Below are 16,932 nucleotides of genomic sequence, written 5' to 3'. Positions count from 1 at the left end.
CATCATCTCGCTGCAAATGGCGCAAGCGCCTCATAGAATTGCCGATATCGATTGTATTCGTTCTCGTACGCGTCAATTAGGTCGATACGAGGTTCGATGCGTTCCTGGATTTCCGGCGGGGTCATGATATCGGCGGGCTCTACATCGTTGGCCGCACAGATCGCGAGGCGCGCGGCACCCATGGCGGCACCAAATTCGCTACCTTGCGGCAAATCCAGTGGAACTTGCAACACGGTAGCCAAGGTTTCCAGCCAGAACCGAGATCGCGCGCCGCCCCCGACCGCCATAAGGCTATCTGGCTGGGTGCCAGTGCTCTTGAGCGCCTCTAAGCAATCCCGCAATCCGAAAGAAACACCATCCATTACCGACTGGGTCAGGTCTGCTGTTTCAGACGAAATATCCAAGCCTAAAAACGCGCCTTGGATCTGGCTATCGTTGTGCGGTGTCCTCTCTCCTGAGAGGTACGGGAGGAACGTGATCGAAGAAGGTCCCTTCAATTCCCTAGGCATAGCAGCAGCAAGACTTTCGACGGGTTCTCCCAAGTTACCAGCAAGCCAGTTTAGGCTGTTCGTTGCTGAAAGCATGACGCCCATTTGGATCCACCTATCCTGGACCGCATGACAAAAACAATGAACGGCAGTTTCCGGGTCAGGAGCATACACTTCCCGCGCAACCAGCAACACGCCGGACGTCCCTAGGGAAACAAACCCGGCACCATCATTGATGCTCCCGATCCCGCAGGCAGAAGCAGCATTGTCGCCAGCGCCACCTGCCACAACGACGGCATTCGAAATCCCCCACTCCTGCCGCAAACGGGCCTTCAATTCTCCGCCCGGTTCACTGCCTTCAACCAAGCGCGGCATCTGTTCTAACCGCATGTGCCCCTTGGCAAGCGCCATTTCGGACCACTGCCGCGCATTAACATCCAGCCAGGACGTCCCCGCGCTGTCTGACATGTCAGACACATACTCTCCGGTTAACCGGAACCGCAGATAATCCTTGGGTAGCAACACTTTGGCCACCCTTGAGAAGACATCCGGTTCATGTGCGCGCAACCACTCGAGCTTTGGCGCAGTGAATCCCGGAAACACGATATTTCCGGATATGTCCCGCATTTCTGGCATCTGGTCCAGCACCCTTGCCTCATTGGCTGATCGCGTATCATTCCAAAGAATGCAGGGCCTTAGTACATCTCCACTATGGTCCAGAAGTGTTGCGCCATGCATGTGCCCGCTAAGGCCAATGCCCCGCAATTTCGAGAATGCTTGCTTGTTGCCATCGCGAAGCCTTCCGACAACTTCTTCGCAAGCGTTAATCCAATCCAAGGGGTTCTGCTCGGACCAGCCGGGCTTGGGCGTCGAGGTGGGAATAACGGCCTCGTCATCTGCAATAACTAGGCCTGTGTGATCAACCAAAATCCCTCGGAGACCTGACGTTCCCAAATCCAAACCAAGATACATACAGCGCCACCAACCTAAATATTTTAGTCGTTAAAATTATTTGAAGTCGAGATTTTGTCAAGGCTCCATCATCGAACGGACCTGCAATCGCCAGCGTAGACCGTTCAGAGGCTTGTGAGCTGGCTGGCCCAGAGACATCATAATGGAACCGCTGAATCTACTGCACAGATTCAGAACGCGTAACGCATCCCAAATTCGGTGTAATTCTGTTTCAAAGTCAGGTCGGCTTTCCTACTTCCATTGATGACGAGTTCTGCATTGGGCAGATCGTTCGTCTTTGCACGATGCAGCGCGGCTTTTGGGTCAAATCCATGGGCGATCCAACGCTGTTGCAGCCTACTTTCAAGCTCCTCCAAAGTGGGGCTGACAAAAACCGTTGCAGTGTAGACATCCGCCAACGATCTCCAGGGGTCACAATCCATAAGAAGATAGTTTCCCTCGACGACGACGGTTGGAGTTTCTGGGTGAACAGGAATGGCGTTTGCAATTGCCAAGTCCAACTGACGGTCGAACTTGGGGTGAAAGGCCTCATGTTGTGCAGACCGCAGCGCTTTGATTGCTTTGCAAAACCCAACGCCATCGAATGTCCCTGGCGCGCCTTTTCTTGCCAACAACCCTCGCGCTTCGAGCACGCGATTGTCCAAATGGTAGCCGTCCATCGGAACCAGCGTCGCCAACGGAACAACCGAACTCTGATTTGCGTTTAGCGATTGCACAACGGCTTTTGCCAGAGTCGATTTGCCGGACGCAGGGGGGCCAGCGATGGCCATTATCGCGCGGGCCCCAACCTGTCTTCGGGAGGAAATCAGATCGCAAACGCGTATGACGTCCTGCTCGATCACGCGGCGTCCTCTTTTGGAGGTTCCTTTGCTCCGGTCATGAAGGCCACAGCGTCGGACATCGTATAGTCCTTGGGGTCGATCGTGCAGAGCCGTTTTCCGAGCCGGTGTACATGGATGCGATCCGCGACCTCAAACACATGCGGCATGTTATGGCTTATTAGGATGATCGGAATGCCACGCGCCCGAACGTCTTGAATAAGCTCTAGCACCTTGCGGCTTTCCTTGACCCCCAAAGCGGCTGTCGGCTCGTCCATGATGATGAACTTGGTTGCAAAGGCGGCTGCCCGCGCAACGGCTACGCCCTGACGTTGGCCGCCAGACAACGTCTCCACCGCCTGATTGATCGACTGCACGGTCATCAAGCCAAGCTCAGTTAGCTTTTCACGCGCGAACTTTTCCATTGCGGGCCGATCGAGTTGACGCAGGTACTTGCCCATAAAGCCTTGTTTGCGGATCTCACGCCCCATGAACATGTTGTCTGCGATGGACAGTGCAGGCGACATGGCGAGCTGCTGGTAGACGATCTCAATCCCCATGTTCCGGGCGTCGATCGGAGAGGTGAAGTTAACCTTCTTCCCTTCGATTAGAATCTCGCCCTCATCTGGGATTGTGGCGCCACAGATTGCTTTGACGATCGAAGACTTGCCCGCGCCGTTGTCCCCTATGACCGCCAGAATCTCACCCTGTAGCAGTTCAAAGTCGGAATGGTCGATGGCGGTGACGTGGCCATAGCGCTTCACGATCCCGCGGCCTTGGACGACTGGAGTTGTGTCCGACATTAGCCCGATACCTTTCTGATCCACTGGTCGACTGCGACCGCTGCGATGATGAGAAGCCCGATAAGAAGGAAGGTCCACTGAGCGTCCGCGCCCAGCAGTCTCAGGCCAAGGGTAAATACGCCGACAATCAATGCTCCGAATAACGATCCCAAAATGGACCCCCGACCGCCGAACAGAGAGATGCCGCCGATCACAACAGCAGTAATGCTCTCAATGTTTGCCAATTGGCCAGATGTCGGCGAGACCGATCCGATGCGTCCTATCAGCGCCCACCCCGCAAAGGCGCAGATCAGGCCGGACAACATGTAGACGGACATAAGTGTCCTATGGACGTTTACACCAGACAGCTCAGCGGCCTCTGGGTCGTCACCCACGGCATAGACATGCCGTCCCCAAGCTGTGTGTTTCAGCGCATAGGCCAGCACGGCGATCAGGACGAGCATAAAGATCACGCCCACGGTAAACGTTGCACCACCGATCGCGAATTTAGTCCCGAAGAACTGAAGGAAAGGGGCGTTTGCTTCTATGTCCTGACTGCGAATGGTCTCGTTCGCAGAATAGAGGAAGTTAGTCGCCAGAACGATCTGCCACATCCCGAGCGTGACGATGAACGGGGGTAGCTTGACGCGGCTGACCAGCCAACCGTTGATGGCCCCGATCAGGGTTCCCATCGCAAGTCCGCACATCACAGCAATGGGCACTGGGATGCCGTATCTGAATGTAAACTGCCCCATGATGACGGACGAAAACACCATAATCGCACCGACGCTCAGATCGATACCAGCGGTCAGTATGACCAGGCTTTGCGCTGCGGCCACAATCCCAACAATCTGAACCTGCTGAAGGATCAATGTCATTGCAAAGGGTGAGAAGAATTTGGAGCCCAGAAGCAGGCCAAATATTACGATTGCACCGACCAGCACGATAAGCGGGACAAAGGACGGGTTCACGTGGAGAAGGTGCTGTAACTTCCCTAGTACGCCGCGCCGATGATCTTCGAACTCCGCCACGGTTTCCGATTTATTTGCGGCGGTTTCAAATCCCTGAGCGCCCTGATTTGCTTCAGACATATCTCCCCCTTTTCGCGACTGGCATTGCACCCACGAGATCAGAGTACAGGAAGTTTCGGTTTACTGGTGAAAGGAATGATGGGGCGCGCGTGCGCGCCTCATCCGTTAAGTCTGCGTTAGCCCCAGCAGAGTTCCAAGCCTTCGGCGACTGAAATTGATTCCACCCCATCAACAGGCTGGTCCGTGATGAGCGCTACACCGGTATCGTAGAAGTCTTTGCCTGGTGTATTTTCAGGCTTAACGCCCTCTTCGGCCCATTTCTTTACAGCCTCAACACCAAGCGAGGCCATCAACAGTGGGTATTGCTGGCTTGTCGCCCCTATTACACCGGCCTGTACATTTTGCACGCCGGGGCAGCCGCCATCGACCGAGACGATCAGCACATCGTTTTCGCGCCCAATCGATTTCAAGGCTTCATACGCACCTGCTGCTGCCGGCTCGTTGATTGTGTGAACCACATTGATCGTCGAGTCTTTTGCCAGAAGGTTCTCCATGGCGCGGCGCCCGCCTTCTTCGTTGCCGTCGGTCACGTCACTGCCAACCAGTCGGGCATCGGTCTCATCGCCGATAACATTTGGATCCGCTAGGTCCACTCCGAAACCGTCGAGGAAGCCCTGATTACGTAGAACGTCTACTGTTGGCTGACTGACGTTCAGGTCAAGCGTCGCGATTTTGGCGTCCGCTGCCGCGTCACCCATTTTTGCCTTTGCCCATTGGCCAATCAACAGGCCTGCCTTGTAGTTATCTGTGGCAAAGGTTGCGTCGGCGGAGTCAATCGGGCTTAGCGGTGTGTCCAAGGCAATTACCAGCAGGCCGGCGTCCCGCGCCTGCTGAACTGCAGGGACAATAGAACTGGTGTCAGACGCCGTTAGCAGAATTCCCTTTGCCCCATCAAGGATACAGGTTTCGATGGCCTGAACCTGGGTTTCGTGGTCGCCGTCGATCTTACCCGCGAAGGCCTTTAGTGTCATGCCAAGCTCTTCAGCTTTGGCTGTGGCGCCTTCTTTCATCTTAACAAAGAATGGATTGGTGTCTGTCTTTGTGATCAGGCAAACCGTCTCCCCGGCCGCTTGAGCAGATGCAGCAGCGAGTGTGAGTACAGTCGCTGATGCGGCAAGCTTGAGTAGATTTCTCATGTTGTCCTCCCAGAAAGTTGTTGTTGTCCCGCGTGGCATGACTGCGAGACCCACCTCCATCCTCCAATGCAGGTTGCGTTCAAGCAAACCGCGATTCTAGCCTTCGTGTCAATAAATAAATAAAGTTTATTTATTAATTTGTTTCGGCATCTTTTCATAAGAAAACAAGGGGTTTATGTTCAGGCTTATGGAAAGAGAAGCGCTAAAAACACTGACTGGCGGGGTAAGTCAAAGCGGGGTTCGCGATCACAACGAACGTTTGATTTTGACGGTTTTACAAAGGCATGGCCCTGCCGCGGGTGCAGATGTCGCGCGACTAACGGGCCTGTCTCCTCAGACGGTCTCAATTATTCTTCGCAAGCTGGAAAAGGACGAGATTCTCAAACGCGGAACCCCTTTGCGCGGAAAAGTAGGTAAGCCCTCAGTCCCTATGGAGCTCAATCCGGAAGGCATCCTTTCAGTTGGGATGAAGATCGGGCGGCGCAGCGCCGATCTGCTTTTGATCGACTTTAAGGGCAACCCGCGCCACCAGCTGTCCACGACATACGACTATCCGTTGCCAGAGGTCATTTTCGGGTTTCTGGAGTCTGGCCTGCAAACACTTCTCTCTCGCGAACCTCAACGTCTTCGCGACCGCGTATGCGGTATCGGGATCGGCACCCCGTTCGAGCTTTGGAAATGGCATGATCTGTCCGGGCTCGCCGCCAGGAAATTCAGGTCATGGAAAAACGTGAATTTCTTCTCCGAGGTCGCCAAGTTCAGCGACTTGCCGGTTTTTGTGGTTAACGACGCAACGGCAGCCTGTCATGCGGAGCACCTATATGGCCGCGGGGCTGAGTATCGGGATTACTTCTATTTTTTCATCGGCTCGATGATCGGCGGTGGTGTCGCTTTGAACGGCACCGTGTTTGAAGGCAATCAAGGCAATGCAGGCGCGTTAGGCGCAATGCGGACAACGGGTCCTTTGGGTGAAAGCCAACAATTGATCGACACAGCCTCGCTGTTTTTGCTTGAGGACCGGCTGATCGAAGCGGGTGTCGATCCGGAAATACTTTGGAAGAAACCTCAGAATTGGGACAACATCTCACGCTACGTTGAGCCTTGGATCGGCACCACAGCGCAGGAATTGGCCAAGGCTGCGCTTTCGATTTGTGCTGTCATCGACTTCGAGGCGATTTTCATTGATGGTGCTTTTCCACCGAAGGTCCGCGAAGAGCTGGTTTCACGGGTTCGTCGATACCTTGCCAACCAAGACAAGCGCGGGCTGATTCCTCCGGTTGTAGAGGCCGCAGCGGTAGGGGAAAACGCCCGTGGCATTGGGGCGGCCAGCAGCCCAATCTTCCGCCAGTTTCTTTTGAACACCAATGCTGGGCTTTCCGGGATGTAGAGGCAGGGCCGATTGAAATCCCAGTGCCCCCGTCCCTCTGTTCCTTTGGCTTTCACCGGCTTGGACTCTGTCCTGCATGAACAAATGCAGGTTTCGGCACCTGTCACAAACCTGTCATATTTATCAGCTAGCCAAAAAGTACAAACGAGAAAAAACATAGGAGGCTCCGACGACCTCTCTCAATACTCAGCTATGGGAGCTGATCAAGACACACAAAATGCCTGATGATGCTGCAGGCACGCCATTCATCAAGCAACTAATGGTCGAAAACCGCATCTCTCACGACACTGCAACAGTGGCAATCGCCGAATTTATAAAATTCATGTACCTTTGCGCTACTAGACCAGAGCGCAACGTCCCCTCAAAGGCGGTCGACTTGGTTTGGCATTTACACTTGCAGCACAGTCGCGACTATTGGGACGTCTTCTGTAAAAAGCTGGGCAAACCGGTTCACCACAACCCTGGCAGCCAAGGTCCTCAGCATCTGGATGACTACAAAGCCACCGTCAAAGCGTACCGGGACCTGTTTGGAACGCCTCCAAAAGGAATTTGGAAGCAAAAAGACAGAGTTGGAACTTTCATATTACTGGTCTTCTTGTCGGTGTTCATTTGCGTCGGCGCCACCGCCATCGCCCAGAGTGGTGATCTATTGTTTGGAATGCTCTGGTTGAGCGTACCGCTCTTCGTTTTTGCGATCACACTCAATAGCCTGTCCACGAAGGGTGAGCTGACACTGATTTTTGAATGCAACGATCCCTTCGCCGACGACGATGCCGGTGATTGTGGCTCAGGAGATGGCGGCGGGTGTGGCGATTGAAGCGACGCCAGTCGCAGTTAACAGGCGGCTGTCACAATCATTTCGACTTTCAATACACTGCGAGCAAGCTTGGACTCACCGCAGGCGCGGGCTGGAGCGTGGCCTTCGGGCAACCAGGCGTCCCAAACGGCATTCATTTCGGCAAAGTCGGCCATGTCGGCCAGCCAGATTTCGCATTTCAAAATGCGTGTTTTGTCGCTGCCGGCTTTGGCCAAAAGGTCTTCAACTTTTGCGAGGATGTCCTGTGTTTGTTCAGTTACGGTAGGCGCGTCCGATGTCTGGCCGCATAGGTAGGCAACACCGTTGTGCTTGACGATTCGGCTCATACGCTGGCCGGTTTCGATCCGGGTGATGGTCATGATTTTGTCATCCCATTTAGTGAATTGTTGGGTGGGTTTATGTTAGGTCGTCGACCAACTCGTTTTGGTAGCCAAAGAGTGCAGGCAACCCACCCGTGTGAAGCATCACAACTTTCTGACCGGGTTGAATTTCTCCTGTACTCACCAGATGCAACAACCCTGCGAAGGTTTTCGCGGTATATACGGGATCAAGGAATATTCCTTCGGTGCGCGCCATCTTTTCCAAGGCCGCTCGGGTCATTCCACTTACCTTGCCGTAACCGGGGGCGAGCGCGTCATCCAGAACGTTGATCCTGTCCCGCAAAGGTGCTGCGTCGATGCCCAGCAAATCCGCCACTTTCTGCAGGACAGTACGCATTCGGGCCTTTTGCTTTTCGCAATCCCGGCGCACACAGACGCCGTACACCGAAGAGCTATTCTCTGCCAGCGCTAGCCCGGTCAACAAGCCTCCATGCGTTGCGCCGCTGCCTGAGGGAACGACGACCGCATCGAAATCCGACATCTGCTGGTACAACTCCTGCCCGGCGAAAACATAGCCCAAGGCCCCCAGGGGTGGATGGTTCAATCCCAGATGAATGACATAAGGTGTGCGCCCTTCAGCCTTTAGCTCGTCGGCGCGTGCGTGCAATGCGGCGTCAGCCCCGGCTTCGTCCTCGCCTTCGGGATAACTCATGTGTTCGGCGCCCAAAATCTTTGCCAGCATCACGTTCCCTGAGCTGTAATACTCCTGGCCCATTTCTGGCACACGTTCCTCCAATTGCAGCACTGATTGCATACCCAACTTGGCAGCAGCGGCTGCAGCAGATCGAACAAAGTTGGACTGAACTGCGCCGGTGATCAGTATGGTATCAGCACCTTGTTGAAGAGCATCGCCAAAGTAGAACTCAAGCTGCCGCGTTTTGTTACCACCGAACCCAAGCCCGGTCAGGTCATCGCGTTTCAGCCAGAGGTCGATGCCCAATTCCGAAGACAATCTGTCCAACCGCTCTAATGGGGTTGGACCTGACATGAATTGGGCTCGAGGAAATCCGTCCAGTTTATTGTCTTGTGTCATCCTCTGCCCTTCGAGTTTATGCAGTCGCAAATGCGCGATGAAAGAGAACGCCGCAGGCTATCAGAGAAACCACGCGGATGGCAGTTGTGACCAAGGTCTGCGGTAAACGGGGACCAACTGCACGACCCAACAGGCTGCCGATCAGTGTGAGCGCAACAAAGCCCCATAGCTGCGGGCCATAGGCAAACGTCTGTGTGTCGGACAGGCTGTGCAACAGGAATGCGACGCCGTACGCCACAAGCGCAATGGGTTGAACCAACTTGGCAACCTCTTTGGCTGGGCGACCTTTTGCAATCAAGCCAAAAACCATTAGCGGGCCGGGCGTCGCGGCCCAAACAGTCGCCAGCCCGGATAAGCCGGAAACGGTCGAAAACCCTGCTGTTCCAATTGAGCGGCGCAAGGGTAGCAAGGTTGTCACTAGCCCGATCAGCAACAGACTGGCCGTCAAGGCAAGGACAAACGCCTCGCTCAGCCAGGGGTAAACGACAAGGCCCGCGACCACTCCGACGAGGCATCCTATAATTGCCGTGCGAATGGTCTGTCGGTCGGTCTTCAGCACCTGCCGGTCTGTCGCGACCGCTGAAACGATGGTATTCAACAGCAGCAGAATTGGAACAGCCGTTGAAGTCCCAAGCAGTACCATCATCGGCGGACCCGCAAGGATGCTAAACCCGATGCCGACGCCGACTTGCAGCATAGCACCAAGGCCTATGGCCACCATCAGGATAGCAAGGTCAACGGGCACTAAGCTCCCCCATGCCCCATGTGAAACTGCTGAAACCTTATGTCCAAGGCATGATCCCGGCATAGGTTTCGCGCGTCGCAACGGTATGCGCCATTTGCGCCAGCGTCGTCAAATCGAAGACTGGAAGTTGCAGTTCTTGCTGAAGTCGCACGGCATATGGCGGCAAGTCGGTACACTCCAAAACCAACGACCGTATCTCCGGTGATTTATCTCTGAGTCGCCGAGCAGCCTCGAGCACTTCAGCCTCGATCAAATCCGTGTCCATGCGGGTCCGCGTATTGCGCAAGATCACTTCAGCGAATTCGCTGGTGTCCTCCAACCCTTGTACTGCGACGGGAATACCACCTGCTCCGACACCTTCGAAATGCTCCGGTGTCAGGGCAGATGCATCTGCGGTCAGCACGCCCACAGGCGCATTTGCCCCTGTCATGTGAAATGCCATAGGCACCTGTATCAAGCTGGATGCAAAGACGGGTACGGAAACAGCCGCAGCCAGTTCCTTTTGAAACAAAGCCAGAAATCCGCAGCTTCCCGTGATGGCCCGAACGCCCCCGTCCTCAAGCCGTTGCGCACCCTTGATAAAGGGGGCCAGCAGCTCGGGTGTTGGGTTGTTTAGCAGGGTCGGGACGGTGATGCCGTCGATCATTTCGTAAAGAACGGGAAACGGAAGGCTGGACGGATTCTTGATGTGCCCCGGCGGTTTGGGGAAATAGCTTTCAAGACACAGAACCCCGATTGAAGCCCCGCAGATGTTCTGACCGCCTTCGTATATTGGCATGGTGCTAAGGTCCTTTTGAACTGGAGATCTAGAATCTGGCCAGCGAGAATGGGGCCAGATTGATATTTGGGCTGCGGTCCGTCACAAGATCCGCCACAAGCTCACCAGTCTTTGGCGCCATCATGAGCCCGTAGTGAGAATGCCCGAAGGCGGCGAAAAGCCCGTCCTTGCCATTGAGTGCCCCAATCGCAGGCAGGCTGTCGGGAAACGAGGGTCGTCGACCCATCCAGAATTGTGCCTCATCCGTATTCAGGTCTGGCACTAAGGACTTGGCCTGATCAGTAAGAATCTTCTCTTTTCGCGGGTCGGCTGGGGCATCAACGCTTCCGAATTCGGCCGTTCCGGCAACCCGCAGACCGCCCTGCATCGAACTTGCGACGACTTTTGCATCCACATCCATCACAGAATTGCTCAAGACAGCGGAAGGGTTTGGGAACTCAACATGATAGCCCCGCTCGGCCACCAGCGGCACGGGTAGTCCAAGGGGTTTGAGAAGATCGGCGGACCACACTCCGGCCGCGAGGACAATATTACTCGCGTGCAACGTGTCTTGCGACGTCGCAAGCTGCCAATTGTCGCCTTCGGTGTAGCTCAGTTTGGTGACTTCGGCCCGCACAAACTCGGCACCTTGCGCGCGTGCTTTTTCGGCCAGCACAGCACCCAAACGCCCGGGAGAAGTGGCGCGCGCCTGACCCTTGATCACGATCGCCGCCTTGAACTCCTCGGACAATGCAGGTTCCATGTGCCGTAGTTCAGCGCCATCGACACGCTCCAGATCACCGCCTTTTTCCCGGCGGATCAGGTAACCGAGCCCATCCAGGTTGGCGTCGTCCGGGTTGCGGAACGCGTGAATATAGTAACTATCAATGATCAGGCTCTCGCGCCCAGTGCCTTGCAGATGCCGACGATACAAATCGATAGATGGGCGGCACAAGATCTCCATCGCATCCGAAACTTCGCGAACCGTCTTTTCGCCTGACATTCCCAGAAAACGCAGCCCCCACGGGATCATCTTCGGCCAGAAGGACGCCCGAACCGACAGCGCGCTTTTTGGGTCCAGCAGCATCTGGGGTAGTTTTTTCCAAATGCCCGGAACGGCCTGCGGAATAATCGACCAGGGCGACACAACACCCGCATTACCGAACGAGGTTTCCTGTCCCGGGTCGCTACGGTCGATCAGACGGACAGGTATGCCCCGTTCTTGCAGCGACAGCGCGCAACAGATGCCGACGATCCCTGCGCCGATGATGGTAACTTGCTCTGCCATCGTGTCAGGTAGCAGCGTGGCTGCGATTGCGCGAGATCAACTGAGTGATGATAACCGGTGAGGCCACAGCTAGGGCGATAAGGTCGGCGGTTAGGCTTGGCGCGACGAAGATCACCCCCGCGATTGCCATCAGCACACGTGAAGCAATATTCAGCGGTTTCAGCCAGTACCCAACCACGGCCGCCGACAAGGCTATCACACCGGCGATACAGCTTGTCGCGGTATACGTGAATTCCCACAGATTGAACCCGGTCGAAGACACGAACAATAGAACCGGAGCATAGACAAACGCCATCGGTGCGATCACCTTGCCCAGCCCCAGCGTAAAGGCGGACAGGCCGGTCCGGAATGGGTTCGAATTCGCAATTGCCGCTGCCGCATAGGCCGAGGTGCAGACCGGAGGTGTGATCTCGGACACCACTCCGTAATACAGCACGAACAGATGGCTTGCGATCGGCGGGACACCCAACTGCGCCAGCGCGGGCTGTGCGACAGAGACCAGCATGATGTAGAGCGCCGTAGTCGGGATGCCTGCGCCCATCAGGATGCAAACGATGGCAATGAAGACCAGCGAGATGAACAGTTGCAGGTCTTCCATAGCAAACAATTGGAAACTGCCGAACGAAATCATGTTGTAAAGGTCAGCGGCGAGGTTTCCTGCGCCTTGAGTAACCATGAACCCGATACGGAAACCGATACCGGTTGTGTTGATCACACCGACGACGATACCTACCGCAGCGGCTGCAGCACCTACGGCCAGCGAGTACTTCACGCCCAGTTCGACCGCTTGCAGCATCTCAGGCACTTCGATGCGTTTTTGCGGGTTGAGTGTTGCGATCACAGACAAACCGCACAGGATCGCTGTCATGGTCAGGTCGAAGCCGCCATCTGAGAATTTCCATAGCACGAAGGCCAGAAACGCCGCGGCATAGATCAGGGTGGGCGGCTGTTTGATCCGCGACATGCCCGCAATCACCGCTAGGGAGATGCCGCAGAAGGCAGACATGAACGGCGTATAGCCTGTGAACAGCACGACCAGCAGGCCGATAAGAGGCACAATATTGGCCCAGCCTTCGGCCCAGACGGCCTTGAGCTGTGGCAGTTGCTCTTTCGCCAAGCCTTGCAGGTTCAGCTTGCGCGCCATCAGGTGCACAACGGCAAAGACGCCGACATAGTGCAGGATAGCCGGGAAGATCGCAGCAATCACGATGGTCGTGTAAGGCACTTCAAGGAACTCAGCCATGATGAAGGCCGCGGCCCCCATGATGGGTGGTGTGATCTGCCCACCGGCCGAGGATGCGGCTTCGACCCCGCCTGCAAAATGGCCGGGGTATCCAAGGCGCTTCATGTTGGGAATTGTCAGCGCGCCGGTCGAAACGGTGTTGGCCACCGAAGAGCCCGAGATCGTGCCGAAGAACGCCGAGGATACCACCGACACTTTTGCCGGACCGCCGGTATAGCGGCCCGCCAAAATCGTTGCGTTGTCGATGAATAGCTGTCCCAACCCTGTGCGTTGCGCGATCACACCAAACAGCACGAAGTGGAAAACGATGGTGGAAACAACCCAAAGGGTAACGCCGTAGATACCTTCCTGCGGGAAGTACATCGACGACACGAAGGTTTTGAAATTCACGCCGGGATGCTGCAGCAATCCGGGGAAATACGGCCCCAACAGGGCGTATGAGATGAAGACACAGATGATCAGAGGCAGCACCCAACCCAACGTGCGGCGGGCAATGTCCAGCACCAGCAGGATGATGACGACGCCCAAAACCACGTCATAGGTGTTCGGGTTGCCCATTCGGAACGTCTGTTCCTCGATCCCCAGAAACGGAATGCCGCGCCACGCAACACCGACATACAGCGCTGCAACGATACCCAGCGCCATAAAGACCAAGTCGTATAGAGGGATGTTGCCGATACGGAACCGGCTGACCTTGAGCGCATAAAGATTTTTGGAACCGATAATCGGAATTGTCGCATAGACCAAAATGAACAACAGCGCCAGATAGATGCCCATATGCCAATGGTCGGCGGGCAGGCCAAAACCGGCCGTGAAGAATTCGTAGAACGCAAAGATCAGGGCAACAACGCGCAGCACCTTGCCTGCGGTGGGCGTGACCTGCCGGACGGCGGCACCTTCGTCGAACTGTTCTTCGATAGCGGCCAGCTCCTCAGCCGTCAGTTCGTGGTCATCAAGTTTCTGGGTCTCGGACATGATGGCCCCCCGATTTCGCATAATTCCAGAGTGCGGTGCCCCGCGGAGGGGCACCGACGACAAGTGTCAGCAAGCTAAGATTACTGAAGCAAGCCGGCTTCTTTATAGAACTTCTCGGCACCCGGGTGCAGCGGCACACCCAAAGCTTCGACACCGTCCAAAGCGGTTTCAGCCGTGATCTGCTTGCCCTTGGCGTGGCCATTGTCCAGCAGCTTGCGGGTGTTGTCGTTCCACAGCGCCTTGGTCAGGCCGTAGACCAGCTCGTCAGACAGTTCCGACGACACAACCAGCATCGCGCTGACTGCAGGGGTCTTGGTTTCACCATCGATGCCTTCATAAACACCGCCGGGAATGGTCGAGGGGATATAGGCCGGGATGATCTCATTGATCTTCGCCAGATCCTCGTCCGAGAATGAATGCAGGTTCATGCCCTTGGTCGAGGACAGCTGCACCATCGCGGCAACTGGCCAGCCCGCGGCATAAAAATAGGCGTCCAGCTGACCATCGGCCAGGCGCTCGGCGCTCTGACTGTTGTTCAGTTCGGCTTCGTCCATGTTGTCCCGATTTACGCCCCAAGCGTCCAGCATCTGCAGCACGGCAACTTGAGTACCCGAACCGGCTTGCGCGATACCGACGCGCTTGCCTTCCAGATCGCTCAGATCATTGATTGTCGCTCCAGCAGGCAACACCAGGTGCAGATCTTCAGGGAACAGGTTAGCAACAATGCGCAGGTTTGGATGAGGTTTCCCTTCGAATTTACCCTCGCCAAGATACATCGAGCGAGTGACGTCGGCCGCGGCCAAACCGGCTTCAAGCTCGCCATTTTGCACGGCGGCATTGTTGAAAACGGACGCCGTCGTAGACTGTGCGATGGCGATCAAGCCCGGAACGCCACACTGTCCACCTTCTTCGCAGGGGCGCGAACCCGGAGGGGCGGAGATTCCGTTTGCGATGGTACCACCAATGGGGAAATAGGTTCCGCCAGCACCACCGGTGCCAATGCGAAAAAACGTCGGGTCCTGCGCCAGCGCGGGTGCGGCTAAGGCGCCAGCCAATGCAAGGCCTGTCAAACACTTCACAAATTTCATTGTAGTCTCCGTCGTTGGTTCGTTGGATTCGGTTGATCCGAACTTCGATCCTGAAAGCCTAAAGAGAATTATCATAAATACAAATTTGTTATATTTCACAAAACTAAGGTTTCGCTTATGTAATCAATATGAACCTGACGCAACTCACCGTATTCCGCGAAGTGATGGAAACTGGCTCCATCTCGCAAACCGCGAAGAAACTAAACCGTACTCAGCCCGCGATCAGCCTTGCGTTAAAGAACCTAGAAAAGGCACTGGGATTGACGCTGTTCGAACGTAAAGGACGACGATTGGTGCCTGTACCAGAAGCGCATTACCTTTTGGCTGAAACCACGGGAATTCTCGATCGCCTCTCTGCAATATCCAGCACAATGGAAGGGCTGATAAATGGGCATTCCGGCAGTCTCAACATCGCTACAATGCCTGGTCCGTCCGCTTTCTTGTTCCCGCGCTATATTAGCCAATCGGTGGGCGAGAACCCTGAGATCCGCATTACGTTGTCCACGCGCAGTTCGCCGCAGATTATGGAGCTTGCAGGGACGCAGAATATCGATTTCGGCTTTGCGGACTTTGAGCATTCGGTTGGAAAAGAGCGTCAGTATTCAACAGAATTGATCCGTGCAGACTGTTTTTGTGCCGTTGATAGTGACAGCCCTCTTGCTTCCCGCAAGATCGTAAACATTTCTGACCTCGACGGGTCTCCGATGGGAGGGTTGCATTCCACGCATCCATTCCAGCGCAAAATTCGACAAGAGTTTCAGGATGTATCCGCTGACTATAATCCAACGGTGACCTGCCAATACTTTCTACCGTTAATACCATTTGTGAGTTCAGGTCAGTGCTACTCAATCGTAGATCCATTGACCGTAGCGACAGAACGCGAACTAAACTTGTCAAACGGAAAGGTCGTGTTTTTGCCCTTCGAGACACCTCTTAGATACGAATACGCGCTTCTTGAGCCTGACCACCGACCACCATCTCAACTTGCGTTGAAGATCAAAGCGGGCTGGAAAGCCGAAGTGTTGAAGATGCTAGATGAGGTGAAAGCCAACCCGCGCGCAGTTGGGATGGATGAGGCGGGAAGCAACTAGGCAGTCTCAAGTCAGACAGGTTTTTTGCGTCTTTCTCTGTAACACAGAGGCCTGGCTGTTCACTCATTCAAAAGGGCAGAAAGTTCGTCGGCCCCTTTTTGCAGTATAGCCAGAAACGACATTAGGCTTTTGACGTCGTGGCGCTGTGTTGGGGCATGCACCGAAAGCGTGCCGACCAATCTGCCCTGAACATCCAGAATGGGCACAGCCAGGGCCGTCATGCCAGCCATGAATTCCTCATCATCGGTGGAAAAACGATTCTCGGCGACGTTTTGGATTTCCGTTCGCAAGACTTTTGGATCAGTCAAAGAGCGTTCAGTTTGCGGCTTAAGATTTCCTGCAGAAAGGAACCCATCCAGCGTTTTCTGCCGCAGAGTGGACAGGTACATCTTTCCACTGGCAGTACAATGGAACGGCACCTGCGTACCCACCGGCAATTGAATTCGAAGCGGCCATTTTGTTTCCACCCGGTCAAGATAGATCATCCCCTCTCGGTCCGGGATGGCGAGGTTGCATGTCTCGCCAACCTCTTCTGCTACGCTACGCAGTATTGCCAGTCGCGCCGTGCGCAAGTGCTCGGAAGACATGGTGTTAACCGAAAGCAACCGGAGGCGATGTCCCGGGCCGTACGAGCGCCCGTCGAGGTCGCGCTGTAGGAAACCTTCGGTTTCTGCGGTCTGCAGCAGACGGTGAACAGTCGGCTTGGCCAGACCCAATGCCTCGACAAGTTCCGATGGTTTGACGGCCACCCCCCGCCGCGCCACCTCCTCAAGAATGAGAAGAAGGCGCAAGTTGGTAGGGATCTGAGTTTCCTTGTCCTGTGTATCCGTCTCGACCATCA

The 16,932-nt window shown here is 55.3% G+C and carries 16 protein-coding genes and 1 pseudogene; 4 read left to right on the top strand and 13 right to left on the bottom strand.

The annotated features are described in order from the left end of the window. Positions 1-2: 2 nt before the first annotated feature. The 5 genes from xylB to GOV53_RS14390 form a co-directional block, all read right to left on the bottom strand. Positions 3-1,460 carry a xylulokinase gene (xylB, locus tag GOV53_RS14410; RefSeq protein WP_170467721.1) on the bottom strand — a complete coding sequence of 486 codons (1,458 nt, stop codon included), beginning with the start codon at positions 1,458-1,460 and terminating at the stop codon, positions 3-5. Positions 1,461-1,630: 170 nt separating this feature from the next. Continuing rightward, positions 1,631-2,302, bottom strand: a complete 672-nt coding sequence (locus tag GOV53_RS14405) for a hypothetical protein (protein WP_217361256.1) — start codon at positions 2,300-2,302, stop codon at positions 1,631-1,633. Continuing rightward, positions 2,299-3,081 carry an ATP-binding cassette domain-containing protein gene (locus tag GOV53_RS14400; protein ID WP_170467719.1) on the bottom strand — a complete coding sequence of 261 codons (783 nt, stop codon included), beginning with the start codon at positions 3,079-3,081 and terminating at the stop codon, positions 2,299-2,301. The genes GOV53_RS14405 and GOV53_RS14400 overlap by 4 nt, the downstream gene beginning before the upstream one ends. Beyond that, positions 3,081-4,151 carry an ABC transporter permease gene (locus GOV53_RS14395; protein WP_170429653.1) on the bottom strand — a complete coding sequence of 357 codons (1,071 nt, stop codon included), beginning with the start codon at positions 4,149-4,151 and terminating at the stop codon, positions 3,081-3,083. The genes GOV53_RS14400 and GOV53_RS14395 overlap by 1 nt, the downstream gene beginning before the upstream one ends. Before the next feature lie 116 nt (positions 4,152-4,267). After that, positions 4,268-5,287: a sugar ABC transporter substrate-binding protein gene (locus GOV53_RS14390; RefSeq protein WP_170429667.1), complete on the bottom strand. Its 1,020-nt coding sequence runs from the start codon at positions 5,285-5,287 to the stop codon at positions 4,268-4,270. Positions 5,288-5,462: 175 nt separating this feature from the next. Here GOV53_RS14390 and GOV53_RS21600 point away from each other — a divergent pair. From GOV53_RS21600 to GOV53_RS14380, 3 genes and pseudogenes are all read left to right on the top strand, one after another. Further along, positions 5,463-5,660, top strand: a pseudogene (locus GOV53_RS21600) (winged helix-turn-helix domain-containing protein); the annotation flags it as partial. Positions 5,661-5,717: 57 nt separating this feature from the next. Further along, the gene (locus GOV53_RS14385) at positions 5,718-6,674 is read left to right on the top strand and encodes an ROK family protein (RefSeq protein WP_437436797.1); all 957 of its coding nucleotides are present in this window, start codon (positions 5,718-5,720) and stop codon (positions 6,672-6,674) included. A gap of 217 nt (positions 6,675-6,891) precedes the next feature. Further along, entirely contained in the window at positions 6,892-7,491 is a 600-nt protein-coding gene (locus GOV53_RS14380; RefSeq protein WP_170467715.1) for a glycine-rich domain-containing protein, read from the top strand. A gap of 17 nt (positions 7,492-7,508) precedes the next feature. On the opposite strand, the gene GOV53_RS14375 is transcribed toward GOV53_RS14380, so the two are convergent. From GOV53_RS14375 to GOV53_RS14345, 7 genes are all read right to left on the bottom strand, one after another. After that, positions 7,509-7,850, bottom strand: a complete 342-nt coding sequence (locus GOV53_RS14375; RefSeq protein ID WP_170467713.1) for a RidA family protein — start codon at positions 7,848-7,850, stop codon at positions 7,509-7,511. A 37-nt stretch (positions 7,851-7,887) separates the two neighbouring features. Next, entirely contained in the window at positions 7,888-8,859 is a 972-nt protein-coding gene (locus tag GOV53_RS14370) for a D-cysteine desulfhydrase family protein (protein ID WP_254439293.1), read from the bottom strand. 61 nt (positions 8,860-8,920) lie between these two features. Continuing rightward, the gene (locus GOV53_RS14365; protein ID WP_170467709.1) at positions 8,921-9,649 is read right to left on the bottom strand and encodes a TSUP family transporter; all 729 of its coding nucleotides are present in this window, start codon (positions 9,647-9,649) and stop codon (positions 8,921-8,923) included. Positions 9,650-9,686: 37 nt separating this feature from the next. Then, the gene (locus GOV53_RS14360; protein ID WP_170467708.1) at positions 9,687-10,427 is read right to left on the bottom strand and encodes an aspartate/glutamate racemase family protein; all 741 of its coding nucleotides are present in this window, start codon (positions 10,425-10,427) and stop codon (positions 9,687-9,689) included. Positions 10,428-10,455: 28 nt separating this feature from the next. Beyond that, entirely contained in the window at positions 10,456-11,694 is a 1,239-nt protein-coding gene (locus GOV53_RS14355) for an NAD(P)/FAD-dependent oxidoreductase (protein ID WP_170467706.1), read from the bottom strand. Between the two features lie 4 nt (positions 11,695-11,698). Next, the gene (locus GOV53_RS14350) at positions 11,699-13,912 is read right to left on the bottom strand and encodes a TRAP transporter permease (RefSeq protein WP_170467704.1); all 2,214 of its coding nucleotides are present in this window, start codon (positions 13,910-13,912) and stop codon (positions 11,699-11,701) included. A gap of 80 nt (positions 13,913-13,992) precedes the next feature. After that, on the bottom strand, positions 13,993-15,000 hold the full coding sequence (locus GOV53_RS14345) for a TAXI family TRAP transporter solute-binding subunit (protein WP_170467702.1): 1,008 nt from the start codon (positions 14,998-15,000) through the stop codon (positions 13,993-13,995). A 128-nt stretch (positions 15,001-15,128) separates the two neighbouring features. Here GOV53_RS14345 and GOV53_RS14340 point away from each other — a divergent pair, with 128 nt between their 5' ends. Next, on the top strand, positions 15,129-16,091 hold the full coding sequence (locus GOV53_RS14340) for a LysR family transcriptional regulator (RefSeq protein ID WP_170467700.1): 963 nt from the start codon (positions 15,129-15,131) through the stop codon (positions 16,089-16,091). A gap of 59 nt (positions 16,092-16,150) precedes the next feature. Here GOV53_RS14340 and GOV53_RS14335 read toward each other — a convergent pair whose 3' ends face one another. Further along, a complete protein-coding gene (locus tag GOV53_RS14335; RefSeq protein ID WP_170467698.1) occupies positions 16,151-16,930 on the bottom strand; it encodes an IclR family transcriptional regulator in 780 nt (259 codons plus the stop codon). Between the last annotated feature and the right edge of the window lie 2 nt (positions 16,931-16,932).

Origin of the sequence: Ruegeria arenilitoris (genome assembly GCF_013035315.1) — a bacterium.
Lineage (GTDB): Bacteria > Pseudomonadota > Alphaproteobacteria > Rhodobacterales > Rhodobacteraceae > Ruegeria > Ruegeria arenilitoris_D.
Note: the sequence above shows the minus strand (reverse complement) of the source record. Positions and strands in the feature narration are given on the sequence as shown.

Bases quoted from the DNA above. Each gene is read 5' to 3' on its own strand.
- GOV53_RS14355 (WP_170467706.1), bottom strand. From the start codon at position 11,694: ATGGCAGAGCAAGTTACCATCATCGGCGCAGGGATCGTCGGCATCTGT.
- GOV53_RS14350 (WP_170467704.1), bottom strand. From the start codon at position 13,912: ATGTCCGAGACCCAGAAACTTGATGACCACGAACTGACGGCTGAGGAG.
- GOV53_RS14385 (WP_437436797.1), top strand. From the start codon at position 5,718: ATGGAGCTCAATCCGGAAGGCATCCTTTCAGTTGGGATGAAGATCGGG.
- GOV53_RS14370 (WP_254439293.1), bottom strand. From the start codon at position 8,859: ATGTCAGGTCCAACCCCATTAGAGCGGTTGGACAGATTGTCTTCGGAA.
- GOV53_RS14395 (WP_170429653.1), bottom strand. From the start codon at position 4,151: ATGTCTGAAGCAAATCAGGGCGCTCAGGGATTTGAAACCGCCGCAAAT.
- GOV53_RS14340 (WP_170467700.1), top strand. From the start codon at position 15,129: ATGAACCTGACGCAACTCACCGTATTCCGCGAAGTGATGGAAACTGGC.
- GOV53_RS14335 (WP_170467698.1), bottom strand. From the start codon at position 16,930: ATGGTCGAGACGGATACACAGGACAAGGAAACTCAGATCCCTACCAAC.
- GOV53_RS14380 (WP_170467715.1), top strand. From the start codon at position 6,892: ATGCCTGATGATGCTGCAGGCACGCCATTCATCAAGCAACTAATGGTC.
- GOV53_RS14400 (WP_170467719.1), bottom strand. From the start codon at position 3,081: ATGTCGGACACAACTCCAGTCGTCCAAGGCCGCGGGATCGTGAAGCGC.
- GOV53_RS14345 (WP_170467702.1), bottom strand. From the start codon at position 15,000: ATGAAATTTGTGAAGTGTTTGACAGGCCTTGCATTGGCTGGCGCCTTA.
- GOV53_RS14390 (WP_170429667.1), bottom strand. From the start codon at position 5,287: ATGAGAAATCTACTCAAGCTTGCCGCATCAGCGACTGTACTCACACTC.
- GOV53_RS14360 (WP_170467708.1), bottom strand. From the start codon at position 10,427: ATGCCAATATACGAAGGCGGTCAGAACATCTGCGGGGCTTCAATCGGG.
- xylB (WP_170467721.1), bottom strand. From the start codon at position 1,460: ATGTATCTTGGTTTGGATTTGGGAACGTCAGGTCTCCGAGGGATTTTG.
- GOV53_RS14375 (WP_170467713.1), bottom strand. From the start codon at position 7,850: ATGACCATCACCCGGATCGAAACCGGCCAGCGTATGAGCCGAATCGTC.